Genomic DNA, 15,022 nt, shown 5'->3' with positions numbered 1-15,022 from the left:
GGCCATGGATATTTCCGTCGCCGGGTTGATTGGCGCAGCCATCGGGTTGTACATCGGCTGGCTCGACTACGGCATCCTGAACGGGCTGCTGTCGGCGATGGTCGAAAAGAACAAGCGCAAGGGCGGCGGATGGGCCGTACGGTTCGAGCCAGTCCTGCGCAAACTGGTTTTCATCCTTCCGGTCACCCTCTTTCCGGTGATCGGGTATCTGGCCGCGTTTCAGCTTGTAGGCTGAGCGGCAGGAAGGCAAAGAGGCTCTGGCGATGGGACTTGATCAGGCCATAAAGTCGCTGTTCTTGAAGGAGTTCGTATCGGCGTTCTTTCTCGCCATGCGCTATTTCTTCAAGCCGAAGCCGACTGTGAACTACCCCTTCGAGAAGGGGCCGGTGAGCCCGCGTTTCCGCGGCGAGCATGCCCTGCGGCGCTATCCCAACGGGGAAGAGCGCTGCATCGCCTGCAAGCTGTGCGAAGCCATCTGCCCGGCGCAGGCAATTACCATCGAGGCCGGCCCGCGCCGCAACGATGGCACCCGCCGCACCACCCGTTATGACATTGACATGGTCAAGTGCATCTATTGCGGCTTCTGCCAGGAAGCCTGCCCGGTGGATGCCATCGTCGAGGGCCCGAACTTCGAGTTCGCCACCGAGACGCGCGAAGAGCTTTACTATTCCAAGGAAAAGCTGCTCGCGAATGGCGACCGGTGGGAGCGGGAAATTGCCCGCAACATCGCAATGGATGCGCCCTACCGCTGATGCGGCAGGCACAAGAAACAAGACCCCTGGCCGCTGCATGAAGCGGGCAGGGGATGCGCGGAACCGGCCGGCCGGCAGGGGACGCAAGAATGAGCCATTAAGGCAAGAGCCCGAGACAGGCAGGTCCTGACATGATCCTGAAAGCCCTCTTCTTCTATCTGTTTGCCGGAGTGACCGTGGCATCTGCCTTCATGGTCATCTCGTCGCGCAATCCGGTGCACTCGGTGCTGTTCCTCATTCTGGCCTTCGTCAACTCGGCTGGTCTGTTCATCCTTCTGGGGGCCGAGTATCTCGCCATGCTGCTGATCGTCGTCTATGTCGGCGCGGTGGCGGTGCTCTTCCTCTTCGTGGTGATGATGCTGGACGTCGACTTCGTCGAGCTGCGGCAGGGCTTCCTGCAGTACATGCCGGTCGGTGCGCTGGTCGGGCTCATCCTGCTGGTCGAACTGCTGATGGGCGTTGGCGCCTGGGTGATCGCGCCGGACCTGCTGGGCCATGGCTCACAGCCGATCCCGCCGCTGGATCAGGTGTCCAACATCGAGGCCATCGGCCAGGTGCTCTACACCAAGTACATCTTCTTCTTCCAGGTTGCCGGGCTTGTGCTGCTGGTGGCGATGATCGGGGCCATCGTCCTGACGCTGCGCCACCGTGAGGGCATCAAGCGCCAGAGCGTTCCGGCTCAGGTTGCGCGCAACAAGGAAACGGCCATCGAGATCCGCAAGGTCGAGCCGGGCAAGGGCATTTGACGCGGGAAACCGCGGTTTTAAACCCGGGCAGGGGCATCTGATGCTCTTCTGCCCGGATCGGGGTAAACGAGGGAGCACTGCGAGGCGCCCATGGAAATCGGTCTGTCGCACTATCTGTCGGTCGCGGCCATCCTGTTCACGATCGGGATCTTCGGGATCTTTCTGAACAGGAAAAACGTGATTGTCATCCTGATGTCGGTGGAGCTGCTGCTCCTCGCCGTCAACATCAACTTTGTCGCCTTCTCCACACACTTGGGCGATCTCATGGGCCAGATTTTCACCATGCTGGTTCTGACCGTGGCGGCCGCCGAGGCTGCCATCGGCCTCGCCATTCTGGTCGTGTTCCACCGCAACCGCGGCTCCATTGCCGTGGAAGACATCAATGCGATGAAGGGGTAACGGACGGATGTTGTATTCAGCGATCGTCTTCCTGCCCCTGATTGGCTTCCTGATTGCCGGTCTCTTCGGGCGTGTGATCGGGCATACGGCCAGCGAGTACATCACCAGCGGTCTGGTGATCGTCTCGGCCGTGCTGTCCTGGATTGCCTTCTTCACCATCGGCTACGGCGAAACCGCGCTTGTCGAAGTGGAGATCCTGCGCTGGATCTCCTCCGGCGCGCTTGATGTCGCCTGGTCGCTGCGCATCGACACGCTCACCGTGGTGATGCTGGTGGTGGTGAACACGGTGTCGGCTCTCGTGCATGTCTATTCCATCGGCTATATGCACCACGACCCGCACCGCTCGCGCTTCTTTGCCTATCTGTCGCTCTTCACCTTCGCCATGCTGTCGCTGGTGACGTCGAACAACCTGCTGCAGATGTTCTTCGGCTGGGAAGGCGTGGGCGTTGCCTCCTATCTGCTCATCGGCTTCTGGTACAAGAAGCCCTCGGCCAATGCGGCGGCCATGAAGGCCTTCGTCGTCAACCGCGTCGGTGACTTCGGCTTTGCCCTTGGCATCTTCGGCGTCTTCATGATGTTCGGCACCATCAACCTGCCGGAGATCTTCGCCAACGCACAGGCCGTCGTTGGCGGCCACGGGGCAGAGGGCGCTGACCACGGCGCGGCCGTGCTGAACTTCCTCGGCCATCCGCTCGATGCCCATACGGCGATGACGGTTGTCTGCCTGCTGCTGTTCATGGGTGCCATGGGCAAGTCGGCGCAGTTCCTGCTGCACACCTGGCTGCCGGACGCGATGGAAGGCCCGACCCCGGTGTCGGCCCTCATCCACGCCGCCACGATGGTGACCGCGGGTGTGTTCATGGTCGCCCGTCTGTCGCCGCTGTTCGAGCTGTCCCATACGGCGCTGATGGTTGTGACCTTCTTCGGTGCCACGACCGCCTTCTTCGCGGCAACGGTCGGCCTCGTGCAGAACGACATCAAGCGCGTGATCGCCTATTCGACCTGTTCGCAGCTCGGCTACATGTTCGTGGCGCTCGGCGTCGGAGCCTATTCGATCGCCGTATTCCACCTGTTCACGCACGCCTTCTTCAAGGCGCTGCTGTTCCTCTGCGCCGGTTCGGTCATCCATGCCGTCTCGGACGAGCAGGACATGCGCAAGATGGGCGGCCTGCGCAAGCATATCCCGTTCACCTACTGGACCATGTTCATCGGCACGCTCGCCCTCACGGGTGTCGGCATTCCGCTCACGCACATTGGTCTGGCCGGTTTCCTGTCCAAGGATCTGGTGATCGAAGCCGCTTATGCCGCTTCGTCGGGTGCGCATGCCAATGCCTTCGCGCTCTACGGCTTCTGGATGACGGTGGTGGCCGCAGGCCTGACCTCCTTCTACTCCTGGCGCCTGACCTTCATGACCTTCCACGGCAAGCCGCGCGCTCCGGTGGATGTGATGAAGCACGTGCATGAATCCCCGATGGTGATGCTGGCGCCGCTGTTCATCCTGTCCATCGGTGCCGTTCTGGCGGGCATGCTGTTCTACAGCCAGTTTGCCGGCGAGGGCTACGATGCCTTCTGGAAGGGGGCGCTGTTCACCAGTACCGAGAATCACATCCTGCACGCCATCCATGACGTGCCGAAGTGGGTCAAGGTTTCGCCCTTCGTCATGATGGTGCTTGGCCTCGCGACCGCCTGGTACTTCTACATCCGCTCGCCCGAGACGCCCAAGCGCCTGGCTGCCGAGCATGAGGGCCTCTACAAGTTCCTGCTGAACAAGTGGTACTTCGACGAGCTCTACAACCTCATCTTCGTGCGTCCGGCCATGTGGATCGGCCGCCAGCTCTGGAAGAAGGGTGATGGCAAGATCATCGATGGCTACGGCCCCGATGGCGTTGCCGCCCGTGTCCAGAATGTCACGTCCTGGGTCGTGCGCCTGCAGACCGGATATCTCTACCACTATGCTTTTGCGATGCTGATCGGTGTGGCGGCGCTCGTCACCTGGTCGATGTTCACCGGCGTTTCGACCGGCGGGGGAGCGCACTGATGATCGATTGGCCGATCCTGACACTGACCACATTCCTGCCGCTGGCAGGTGTGCTGGCCATTCTCCTGGTGCCGGGAGACGATGACGGGGCAAAGCGCAACATCCGCATGGTTGCGCTGGTCACCACCATCTTCACCTTCATCCTGTCGCTGTTCATCTGGGGCGCCTTCGACTACGCCAACCCGGGCTTCCAGCTTGTCGAAAGCAAGGAATGGCTCGGCGACAACATCGGCTACCGCATGGGCGTCGATGGCATCTCGATGCTCTTCGTCATCCTGACGACGTTCCTCATGCCCTTCTGCATCCTTGCCTCCTGGGAGAGCGTGCAGAAGCGCGTGAAGGAGTACATGATCGCGTTCCTCATTCTGGAAACGATGATGATCGGCGTGTTCTGCGCGCTGGATCTGGTGCTCTTCTACGTCTTCTTCGAGGCGAGCCTGCTGCCGATGTTCCTCATCATCGGCGTGTGGGGCGGCAAGCGCCGCGTCTATGCCAGCTACAAGTTCTTCCTCTACACGCTGCTCGGCTCCGTGCTGATGCTGGTGGCCATCATGTCCATGTACTGGACGGCCGGCACCACAGACATCGCAGCCCTGATGCGCCATCCCTTCGCGGAGAATGCGCAGACGTGGCTATGGCTCGCCTTCTTCGCCAGCTTCGCGGTAAAGATGCCGATGTGGCCGGTGCATACCTGGCTGCCGGACGCCCACGTGGAAGCGCCGACCGCCGGTTCCGTGATCCTGGCCGGCGTGCTGCTGAAGATGGGCGGCTACGGCTTCCTGCGCTTCTCGCTGCCGATGTTCCCGCTGGCGAGCGAAATGTTCGCCCCGCTCGTGTTCACCCTCTCTGTCGTCGCCATCATCTACACCTCGCTGGTGGCGCTGGCGCAGGAGGACATCAAGAAGCTCATCGCCTATTCCTCCGTCGCCCACATGGGCTACGTCACCATGGGCATCTTCGCGATGAACATGCAGGGACTGCAGGGCGCGATCTTCCAGATGCTGTCGCATGGTATCGTCTCCGGCGCGCTCTTCCTCTGCGTCGGCGTGATCTATGACCGGATGCACACCCGTGAGATCTCGGCCTATGGCGGCCTCGTCAACCGGATGCCGGTCTATGCGGTGATCTTCCTGATCCTGACCATGGCCAATGTCGGCCTGCCGGGCACCAGCGGCTTCGTCGGTGAAATCCTGACGCTGATGGGTGCCTTCGAGGCCAACACCTGGGTTGCCTTCTTCGCAGCCACCGGCGTGATCCTCTCGGCGGCCTATGCGCTCTACCTCTACCGCCGCGTTGTCTTCGGCGCGCTGGACAAGGAGAGCCTGAAGTCGATCCTCGATCTCGACCTCCGCGAGAAGGTGCTTCTGGTGCCGCTCGTCGTGCTGACCATCTTCTTCGGCTTCTATCCGTCGCCGGTACTTGATGTGACGGCGGCCTCGGTGGAAGCCCTGATCACCAATTACAATGCAGCCATCGAGGCGGCTGGCCCGGCGCAGCAGGCACATGTTCCCGCTGCCGCCCATGCCAGCCACTGATCCCGACTGGACGAAAGACGCGCGCAATGTCTGAAACCACTCAATTGCCCGACCTTCTGCCCGTACTGCCGGAGATCTTCCTCTCTGCGGGTGCCCTCGTGCTGCTGATGATTGGCGCCTTTGGCGGCAAGAAGATCAGCTTCCTCGTCAATGGTATGGCCATGGGCCTCGTCGCGGCGGCAGCGCTCTTCGTGCTGCCCTACGGCGCCCAGCTCGGGACGACCTTCCACGGCGCCTTCATTCTGGACGGCTTTGCCTTCTACATGAAGCAGCTGGTGCTGATCGGCTCGTTCTTCGCCATCGCCATGTCCTGGGCCTATGCCAAGAGCCAGTCCTTCGACCGCTTCGAGTATCCGGTGCTGATCCTCCTGGCCACCGTCGGCATGATGCTGATGCTCTCGGCCAATGACATGATCGCCCTTTACCTTGGCCTCGAGCTGCAGAGCCTGTCGCTCTACGTGGTGGCTGCGATCAACCGGGACTCCGTGCGCTCCACGGAAGCCGGCCTCAAGTACTTCGTGCTGGGTGCCCTGTCCTCGGGCATGCTGCTCTACGGTATCTCGCTGGTCTATGGCTTCACCGGCCATGTCGGCTTCCCGGAAATTGCAGCCGTGCTGACGAAGGAGGGCGCGTCCATCGGTCTCGTCTTCGGCCTCGTCTTCATGCTTGCTGGCCTTGCCTTCAAGATTTCGGCCGTGCCGTTCCACATGTGGACGCCGGACGTCTATGAAGGCGCGCCGACGCCGGTCACCGCCTTCTTTGCGGCCGCTCCCAAGATCGCGGCCATGGGCCTTCTGGTGCGCGTCGTCATCGACGTGTTCCAGCCGGTTGCCCATGACTGGCAGCAGATCGTGGTCTTCGTCTCCATCGCCTCCATGGTGCTGGGTGCCTTTGCCGCCATCGGCCAGACCAACATCAAGCGCCTGATGGCCTATTCCTCCATCGGCCACATGGGCTATGCGCTCGTCGGTCTTGCCTCCGGCACGGAACAGGGTGTGATGGGCGTCATCGTCTACATGACCGCCTATCTGGTCATGACCCTCGGCGCCTTCGCCTGCATCCTCTCCATGCGCCGCAAGTCGGGCATGGTGGAAGAGATCAGCGAGTTGTCCGGCCTGTGGAAGTCCAACCTGCCGATGGCGATCCTGCTCGCCTGCATCATGTGGTCGCTGGCCGGTCTGCCGCCCTTCATCGGCTTCTTCGCCAAGTGGTACGTGTTCTCGGCCGCTGTCGAGGCAGGGCTCTATCCGCTGGCGATCATCGGTGTTGTCGCTTCGGTGGTGGGGGCCTACTACTACCTGCGTGTCATCAAGGTGATGTTCTTTGATGAGCCGGCCGAGAAGTTCGAGCCGATGCCGGTGGAACTGCGGGTCGTGCTGGGCCTGTCCAGCATCGGCGTGCTGTTCTTCTTCGCCGGTGCGTCCAGCTTCATTCCGATCGCCACGGCGGCGGCCAAGAGCCTGTTCTGAGCCTTATGAGCAGGACATTGCAAGAATTTGGCCCGGTGCCTTGCGCACCGGGCTTCCGTTTTGAAAGGCACTCCGCGCTGGAGTCGACCAACACCCGTGCCATGGAACTGGGCCGGGCAGGGGAGGTGGGCGGCCTGTGGGTGCTGGCGGATGTGCAGACCGGCGGACGCGGCCGGCGCGGCCGGGCCTGGGTGTCGCCGAAGGGCAACCTCTTCGCCTCGGTGCTGCTGATTGATCCGGGCCCGCGTGACCGGCTGGGTGAGCTGCCCATGGTGGCCGCCGTTGCACTGGCCGAGGCCGTGGACCGGGCGGTCGGCTCCATCGGCCTTGCACGGCTGAAGTGGCCGAATGACCTTCTGGTGGATGGCGGCAAACTTTCCGGCATCCTTCTGGAGGCTCAGCCGCTCAGTGGCGGCCGCACCGGGGTCGTCTGCGGTTTCGGTGTCAATGTGGCGGCTCATCCGCAGATCGAGGCCTATGCCACGACGGATCTGACCGCGCTTGGCTTCCGCGTTTCGGCGCAAGTGATGTTCGAGCGGCTGGCAGAACAGTTCGCCCTCTGGCTCGGCCATTGGCAGCGCGATGGTTTTGATCCGGTGCGGGACGCCTGGATGAAACGGGCGCTGCGGCTGGGCGAGAAGATTGCCGTGCGCATGGGGGAAGAGCTGATAGAAGGCCGCTTTGCCGAAATCGATACGCGCGGGCAGATGGTTCTCGTGCTTGACAACGGCAGCAAAAAAACAATTTCGGCCGGAGATGTTTTCTTCGGAACCACAGGCTGACCGCACGCAACAGACTGTGCGGACATGAATATGCAAGGAGCACACCGTATGGCGGATGCCAACGAAATCGTCTTCCTGCCGCTTGGCGGCGTTGGCGAAATCGGAATGAACCTGGGCCTCTATGGCTATGGCCCGGACGGCGACCGTACGTGGCTGATCGTGGATTGCGGCGTCACTTTTGCAGGCCCCGACCTGCCGGGCATCGATCTGGTGCTGCCGGACATCCGCTTTCTGGAAAGCGAACGCAACCGCATTGCCGGCATGGTGATCACCCACGCGCATGAAGATCACTACGGCGGCATCATGCACCTGTGGCCGCATCTGCGGGTGCCGGTCTATGCCACTGCCTTCACCGCCGGTCTGCTGGAAGCAAAGATCGAGAGCGAGCCGGGTGCCGAAGAGGTTCCGGTGACGCTTGTGAAGCAGGGCGACCGGCTGAAGATCGGCGCCTTCGACGTCGAATTCGTCGCCATGTCTCACTCCATCCCCGAGCCCTGCGCCCTGGCACTGCGCTTTCCGGAAGGCATGGTGGTGCATACGGGCGACTGGAAGATCGACCGCACGCCCGGCGTCGGCAAGCCGATCGACCTTGACCGCCTGGCCGAGCTTGGCCGGGAAGGGGTGACCGCCCTCATCTGCGACAGCACCAACGCCTACCGGGAAGGCTTCAGCCCCTCCGAAGGCGATGTGGCCGGTGAACTGACGAAGATCATGAAGCGGTCGAAGCATCGTGTCGCCGTGACCACCTTCTCGTCCAACGTCGCCCGCATCCGCGCCATTGCCGAAGCCGCAGCTGCTTCGGACCGCAACCTTGTCGTCGTCGGCCGCTCCATGCGCCGAGTGATCGAGGTGGCCGGGGAACTGGGCTATCTCGATGATCTGCCGCCGTTCCTTGATGAGGACAGCTACGGCTTCCTGCCGCGCGAGAAGACGGTGCTGCTTTGCACCGGATCGCAAGGCGAAGTCCGCGCCGCCCTTGCCCGCATCGCGGCAGGGGAGCACCGCAACATTGCCCTGTCGAAGGGTGATGTGGTGATCTTCTCGGCCCGCACCATTCCGGGCAACGAAAAGGAAGTGGGCGCCATCGTCAATAATCTGGCCAAGTCCGGCGTCGAGATCGTCACCGACCGGGACGGGCTTGTGCATGTCTCCGGCCATCCCCGTCAGGGAGAACTCGCCGAACTCTACAAGCTGCTTCAGCCAAAGGTGGTGGTTCCCGTCCACGGCGAACCGTTCCATCTTGCTGCTCACGGCGAGTTCGCCCGCTCGCAGAAGATCAAGTCAGTGGTGGTGGCTGGCAACGGCGACATCATCCGCCTGGCGCCGGGCCGTGCCGAAGTCATCGATGAAGCGCCGTTCGGCATCACGGTGGTGGATGGCAGGATCATGGGGGATCCGGAGGAGACCGGCGTGAAGGAGCGGCGCAAGCTGTCCTTCGCAGGGGCTCTGGTGGTGTCGCTCGTGATCAACAAGACCGGCGATCTTCTGGATGATCCGGCCGTCGCGCTCTTCGGCATCCCGGAAGTGGATGGCGAAGGCGACGAGATGGAGGAGATCGTCATCAAGGCCGTGCACGGTGCCTTCGGCAGCATTCCGAAGGCCCGCCGCAAGGACCCTGATCTGGTGAGCGAGGCGGTGCGCCGTTCCGTGCGCTCCAGCGTCAACGACGTCTGGGGCAAGAAGACGCTCTGCAAGGTGCTCGTCTCCCGGGTATGATGATCCGGAACGGCCCCTTGGGAGAGGGGCCGCAGGCACGCGCTGGCGCGTGGCGGGCCATGTGACAACAGGCCCGCCGGGCGAGGAGGAAAGATGATCGGACGACTGAACCACGTGGCCATTGCCGTCAGTGACATTGACGCGGCCGCCGCCGTCTACCGCGACACGCTGGGGGCGGATGTCTCGGCCAAGGTGCCGCAGCCGGACCATGGGGTGTCGACGGTTTTCATCAACCTGCCCAACACCAAGATCGAGCTGCTGGAGCCGCTAGGTGAAAACTCGCCCATCCTGAAGTTTCTTGAAAAGAATCCGTCCGGTGGCATTCATCATGTCTGCTACGAGGTTGATGACATTCTGGCCGCCCGTGACCAGCTTCTGGCCAAAGGCGCGCGCGTGCTGGGCGATGGCGAGCCGAAGATCGGCGCCCATGGCAAGCCGGTGCTGTTCCTCCACCCGAAGGATTTTCTCGGCACCCTGACCGAACTCGAACAAGCCTGAAGGATCTGCAATGTCGATTGCCTACGGCCTGGCTGTCTATTTCATGATGTGGTGGATCCTCCTCTTCGCTGCGCTGCCCTTCGGCGTGCGCACGCAGGAGGAGGAGGGCAAGGTCGTCCCCGGCACGGTGGAGAGTGCCCCGGCGCGCCACCGCATGTGGCGGGTGGCCATGTGGAACACGGTGGTGACGACCATCGTCTTCGCCGGCTTCCTCTGGCTGCGCCAGTCCGGCCTCTCGCTGGACGACATTCCGCTGCCGGGTCCGAGGTGAAGACACCTGTCCTGCCGGATTGTGTAATCTGACGCAGCGTCTGGAATCCCTTGGAATGGAGTCCTGAACTTCCTGTGAAGTGGGATGATATGCCGGTTGAGGTGGCTGCCGCAGAGTCAGTTATGCGGGACGGCTTTGCGTCGTGGTGATTGAGGCGGGAACCGGCTTGACTGCCTGTTTCTGTCTTGTCTGGTCAGGAAGACTATTCCTGCCTCATTGATCGAAATGGCGGTAGGTATAGCGCATCAACTCTTCCGTATTCGTCATGCCATGACTTGATTATGGCATCCACCCCGTGATCTTTCAGTGTTTTCAGGAGGGGTATTTTCTTCTTCCTTTTCCGTTATACGCAAGGGTATGGATGCCATGATCAAGTCATGGCATGACGGAGTAGGGTTTTGCTTGGCTGAAGGCGGGGGCTGCTAAAAAAGCCGCAACCGCTCATATCCAAAAATCCCGCCCCAAAATCCGGACGAAAAAAAAGCAGGACTTGCGTCCTGCCTCTTTAAGTTCCGCGTCTAAACTCCCCCGTTTTACACCAGTGCTCTTTTAAGCTTCTGGTGCCGGCTGCGAACCCGAAGGTGCGCCTGGGGGATCTTCCTCCCAAGACTCAGACCGCGATGCCTCTTTTCAGTGGCTCCGAACGTTGAAAATCAACGTCCTGTTCTTATGAAAGTGGAAACTAGCGCATCGACACAAACTTGTCACTATTTTGAGCGCATAAGCACAAACTTTTTGCATGCCGCTTTATGATGCGGTTTGCCGGCTTCGGAAAATGGCGGCCTGAGCGGCGCCGGAGTGCGGGAAACGGCGGATAACCGCGCATTTGGCGGCAAGGGGCTTGAGTTTTTGCCGCACCTGCGGTTTCTCTCAGGCCGTCCCGCATATGGGCCCGGCTTGCGGGCCAAGCAAGACCAGAGAGAGACCATGCGCCTGTCCCGCTTTTTTCTGCCGATCCTGAAGGAAACCCCCAAGGAAGCGGAAATCGTTTCGCACCGCCTGATGTTGCGTGCCGGCATGATCCGCCAGCAGTCTGCAGGCATCTATTCCTGGCTGCCGCTTGGTTTCCGCGTGCTGCGCAAGATCGAGAAGATCGTCGAGGAAGAACAGAATCGCGCCGGCGCCATCCAGCTCTTGATGCCGACGATTCAGTCCGCCGACCTGTGGCGCGAAAGCGGGCGTTATGATGCCTATGGCAAGGAGATGCTGCGCATCGAGGACCGCCACGAGCGCGAGATGCTGTTCGGCCCGACCAACGAGGAGATGATCACCGACATCTTCCGCGGCTATGTGCGCTCCTACAAGGATCTGCCGCTGAACCTCTACCACATCCAGTGGAAGTTCCGTGACGAAGTGCGCCCGCGCTTCGGCATCATGCGCGGCCGTGAGTTCCTGATGAAGGATGCCTATTCCTTCGACATCGACAAGGAAGCCGCGCGCCACGCCTATAACCGCATGTTCGTTGCCTATCTGCGCACCTTCGCCCGCATGGGGCTGAAGGCCATTCCGATGCGCGCCGACACCGGCCCGATCGGCGGCGACATGAGCCACGAGTTCATCATCCTGGCCTCGACCGGCGAAAGCGCCGTGTTCTGCGACAAGAGCCTGCTGGACATGCCGACTCCCGCCGCCAACACGGACTTTGCCTCGGATCTGACGCCGCTGGTGGACCAGTGGACGACGCCTTATGCGGCGACGGAAGAGATGCACGACGAAGCCGCCTTCGCCGCGCTGCCTGCCGATGCGCAGGTGTCGGCCCGCGGCATCGAAGTGGGGCACATCTTCTATTTCGGCACCAAGTATTCCGAAGCCATGGGCGCGAAGGTCATGACCAAGGAAGGCACGGAAGTGCCGGTGCACATGGGCTCCTACGGCGTTGGCGTGTCGCGCCTGATGGGCGCGCTCATCGAAGCGAGCCACGACGAGGAAGGCATCATCTGGCCGGCCTCCGTCGCGCCGTTCCATGTGGGCCTCGTCAACCTCAAGCCGGGTGACGCTGACACCGATGCGGCCTGTGAGGCGCTGTATCAGCGTCTTGAAAATGCCGGGATCGAAGTCCTGTATGACGATGTCGACACCCGCGCCGGTGCCAAGTTCGCCACCATGGATCTCATTGGCCTGCCGTTCCAGCTGATCGCCGGACCGCGCGGCCTCAAGGATGGCGTGATTGAAGTGAAGGAGCGGGCCACGGGAGCCCGCGAAACACTCACCATCGACGCGGCCTTCAACAAGGTCCGGGAAGCACTGGCTCTCTGAGCCGGCCGCTTTCCGGCTCCCGCATCTGGGGGATAAGGGACCGGGCGCACAGGATTTCCTCCGCCCGGTCTTGTACTATCCGCAGTGACCACCGATCTGCCGCTTGTGGCCTTTTGGCCAGCGGCTCCGGACGCAAGGCAGAGCATGAGCGGACCCAAGGACGTTTCCGGCAAGGGCAAGAACACCAAGGCAGCGCAGGATTCCCGCGCGCCGGGCAAGGCCTTTGCCCCTTTCGAGTGGATGCTGGCCGGGCGCTATCTGCGTTCGCGGCGGCGTGATTCCTTCATTTCCGTCATCGCCGGCTTTTCCTTTGCCGGAATCACCCTTGGCGTTGCCACGCTGGTGATCGTCATGGCGGTGATGAACGGCTTCCGCTCCGAGCTTCTGTCGAAGATCCTTGGCATCAACGGCCACATGCTGGTGCAGCCCATCGATCAGCCGCTGACGGATTTCGATGCGGTCGCTTCACGTCTGCAGGGCGTGGAGGGCGTGGTGGCGGCCGTGCCTTTCGTCGAAGGCCAGGCGCTGGTCACCGGGCCCGCCAACAGCCTCGGCGCCCTGGTGCGCGGTCTTTATGAGCAGGATCTGAAGCGCCTGCCGCTGGTGGCCGGCAACATCCGCATGGGTACGCTGGAAGGCTTTGACACGGGCGAGGGCGTTGCCATCGGCACACGGCTCGCCGCGCAGCTCGGCCTCACCATCGGCGACAATCTTGCCATCATCTCGCCGCGCGGAACGGTGACCCCGATGGGCGTGACTCCGCGGCGCAAGTCCTATCCGATCACGGCGATCTTCGAGATCGGCATGTCGGAATATGACGGCACCATCGTCTTCATGCCGCTGAAGGAAGCGCAGAGCTACTTCAATATGGATGACCGGGCGACGGGCGTTGAAGTCTACGTGAAGGACCCGGACAGCGTCGGCCGCATGCGTGCTGCCGTCGAGGACGGGGCAGGGCGCCCGGCTTTCGTCACCGACTGGCGCCAGCGCAACATCACCTTCTTCTCCGCGCTTGAGGTGGAGCGGAACGTGATGTTCCTGATCCTGACGCTGATTGTTGTCGTGGCCGCGCTCAACATCATTTCCGGTCTCACCATGCTGGTGAAGGACAAGGGCAAGGATATCGCCATCCTGCGCACCATGGGGGCGACGCGCGGCTCGATCCTGCGCATCTTCGTCATCACGGGGGCCAGCATCGGCGTGGTCGGCACCATCTCCGGCTTCCTGCTGGGCCTGCTCGTGTGCCTCAACATCGAGAGCATCCGTCAGGGCATTTCCTGGCTGACCCAAACCCAGCTCTTCGACCCGACGCTCTATTTCCTGTCCAAGATGCCGGCGGAAATGGATACGGGCGAAACCATCATGATCCTCATCATGGCGCTGGTGCTGTCGCTGCTGGCAACGCTCTATCCCGCCTGGCGGGCAGCGCGGCTCGACCCGGTGGAGGCGCTGCGTTACGAATGAGCAGCACGACCGGCACTGCCCCCGCACCCTCCGCAAGACCAGCCAAGAGCCCGCCCATGTCCGTTCCGGCGCTGCGCCTTTCCGGTGTCTCCCGTGTCTTCCACGAAGCCGACCGCAAGCTTGAAATCCTGAAAGGCGCCGACCTGACGCTGGATGGCGGGCAGATGGTGGCGCTTGTCGCGCCCTCCGGCACCGGCAAGTCCACGCTGCTGCATCTGGCCGGCCTGCTGGAGCGTCCCGATGAGGGCGAGGTCTATGTGGGCGGCAAGGCCTGCAGCGCCATGAGCGATGATGAGCGCACGGCGATCCGGCGCAATGACATCGGCTTCGTCTACCAGTTCCACCATCTCCTGCCCGAGTTCACGGCGCTGGAGAATGTGATGATGCCGCAGATGATCCGCACGCTGCCGAAGAAGGTTGCGGCGGAGCGGGCGGCGCAGCTGCTCGACTACATGCGCCTTGGCGAGCGCGGCAGCCATCACCCGTCCGAGCTTTCCGGCGGTGAGCAGCAGCGTGTTGCCATCGCCCGTGCGGTCGCCAACGCGCCGCGTCTGCTGCTGCTGGACGAGCCGACCGGCAACCTCGATCCGGAAACGGCTGCCTATGTGTTCGATGCGCTCTATGCGCTGGTCCGGGCTTCCGGCGTCGCCGCGCTCTTTGCCACCCACAACATGGAACTGGCCGGGCGCATGGACCGGGTCATCACCTTGCGCGACGGCAAGGTGGTGGATCTCTGACACTCGCTCAAGGGGAGTGCCGGCAGCTTAATCACTTCGGCACGGCGTTTCCTCCCCCTCTCCCCCTCAAGGGGGGAGAGGAACTGCAGCCTGACTGGCTGTCGGTTTCAAACACCACCCGTTGCAGAGTGTAGTGCCCCTCCTGTACCAGCATCTGCATGCCTGGCTCCCTAAGAGATCCCTGTTCACAGTCTGTTCACTATGGCTGATGCTTTTCGCCCGCTCCCTCCGGAGCGGGCTTTTTTGGTCTTGAAAGGTGAACGGGAAGAGAACAAAATAGATACATATTGAGCTTCCCGCTCAGATGACTTGATCCAAGAGGAGGTATCCATGACCTTTTTCGCAAGAGACGTCGCAGC

The 15,022-nt window shown here is 62.1% G+C and carries 14 protein-coding genes; all 14 read left to right on the top strand.

Annotated features, from left to right (window positions below):
- Nucleotides 1-4: 4 nt before the first annotated feature.
- The 14 genes from ACVNHC_RS12675 to ACVNHC_RS12610 all read left to right on the top strand — a co-directional run bounded on the left by ACVNHC_RS12675 (nt 5) and on the right by ACVNHC_RS12610 (nt 14,663).
- Nucleotides 5-235, top strand: coding sequence for a hypothetical protein (locus ACVNHC_RS12675; protein ID WP_019964671.1), 231 nt, complete (start codon nt 5-7; stop codon nt 233-235).
- Nucleotides 236-263: 28 nt separating this feature from the next.
- Nucleotides 264-752 carry an NADH-quinone oxidoreductase subunit NuoI gene (nuoI, locus tag ACVNHC_RS12670; protein ID WP_019964670.1) on the top strand — a complete coding sequence of 163 codons (489 nt, stop codon included), beginning with the start codon at nt 264-266 and terminating at the stop codon, nt 750-752.
- Nucleotides 753-883: 131 nt separating this feature from the next.
- The gene (locus ACVNHC_RS12665) at nt 884-1,498 is read left to right on the top strand and encodes an NADH-quinone oxidoreductase subunit J (protein ID WP_050473207.1); all 615 of its coding nucleotides are present in this window, start codon (nt 884-886) and stop codon (nt 1,496-1,498) included.
- A 90-nt stretch (nt 1,499-1,588) separates the two neighbouring features.
- Entirely contained in the window at nt 1,589-1,897 is a 309-nt protein-coding gene (gene nuoK, locus ACVNHC_RS12660) for an NADH-quinone oxidoreductase subunit NuoK (RefSeq protein WP_019964668.1), read from the top strand.
- 10 nt (nt 1,898-1,907) lie between these two features.
- Complete coding sequence (nuoL, locus tag ACVNHC_RS12655) at nt 1,908-3,935, top strand: NADH-quinone oxidoreductase subunit L (RefSeq protein WP_457167706.1); 2,028 nt, start codon at nt 1,908-1,910, stop codon at nt 3,933-3,935.
- Nucleotides 3,935-5,470 (top strand): NADH-quinone oxidoreductase subunit M, encoded by a 1,536-nt coding sequence (locus ACVNHC_RS12650; protein WP_457167476.1) that lies wholly within the window; start codon nt 3,935-3,937, stop codon nt 5,468-5,470. Before nuoL ends, ACVNHC_RS12650 begins: the two co-directional genes overlap by 1 nt.
- Before the next feature lie 26 nt (nt 5,471-5,496).
- Nucleotides 5,497-6,939: an NADH-quinone oxidoreductase subunit NuoN gene (gene nuoN, locus ACVNHC_RS12645; protein WP_094461846.1), complete on the top strand. Its 1,443-nt coding sequence runs from the start codon at nt 5,497-5,499 to the stop codon at nt 6,937-6,939.
- Nucleotides 6,940-6,956: 17 nt separating this feature from the next.
- Nucleotides 6,957-7,721, top strand: coding sequence for a biotin--[acetyl-CoA-carboxylase] ligase (locus ACVNHC_RS12640; RefSeq protein WP_082205961.1), 765 nt, complete (start codon nt 6,957-6,959; stop codon nt 7,719-7,721).
- A gap of 48 nt (nt 7,722-7,769) precedes the next feature.
- The gene (locus tag ACVNHC_RS12635; protein WP_058899701.1) at nt 7,770-9,437 is read left to right on the top strand and encodes a ribonuclease J; all 1,668 of its coding nucleotides are present in this window, start codon (nt 7,770-7,772) and stop codon (nt 9,435-9,437) included.
- Nucleotides 9,438-9,530: 93 nt separating this feature from the next.
- Nucleotides 9,531-9,935: a methylmalonyl-CoA epimerase gene (gene mce, locus ACVNHC_RS12630; RefSeq protein ID WP_019964662.1), complete on the top strand. Its 405-nt coding sequence runs from the start codon at nt 9,531-9,533 to the stop codon at nt 9,933-9,935.
- 10 nt (nt 9,936-9,945) lie between these two features.
- Nucleotides 9,946-10,206: a DUF1467 family protein gene (locus ACVNHC_RS12625; protein WP_457167475.1), complete on the top strand. Its 261-nt coding sequence runs from the start codon at nt 9,946-9,948 to the stop codon at nt 10,204-10,206.
- 927 nt (nt 10,207-11,133) lie between these two features.
- Complete coding sequence (gene proS, locus ACVNHC_RS12620; RefSeq protein ID WP_457167474.1) at nt 11,134-12,462, top strand: proline--tRNA ligase; 1,329 nt, start codon at nt 11,134-11,136, stop codon at nt 12,460-12,462.
- A gap of 240 nt (nt 12,463-12,702) precedes the next feature.
- Nucleotides 12,703-13,926, top strand: a complete 1,224-nt coding sequence (locus ACVNHC_RS12615) for a lipoprotein-releasing ABC transporter permease subunit (protein WP_050473309.1) — start codon at nt 12,703-12,705, stop codon at nt 13,924-13,926.
- A gap of 56 nt (nt 13,927-13,982) precedes the next feature.
- On the top strand, nt 13,983-14,663 hold the full coding sequence (locus ACVNHC_RS12610; protein WP_019964658.1) for an ABC transporter ATP-binding protein: 681 nt from the start codon (nt 13,983-13,985) through the stop codon (nt 14,661-14,663).
- Nucleotides 14,664-15,022 lie beyond the last annotated feature (359 nt).

The organism is Pannonibacter sp. Q-1, from assembly GCF_054073275.1.
This window is presented reverse-complemented; position numbering and strand designations above follow the sequence as displayed.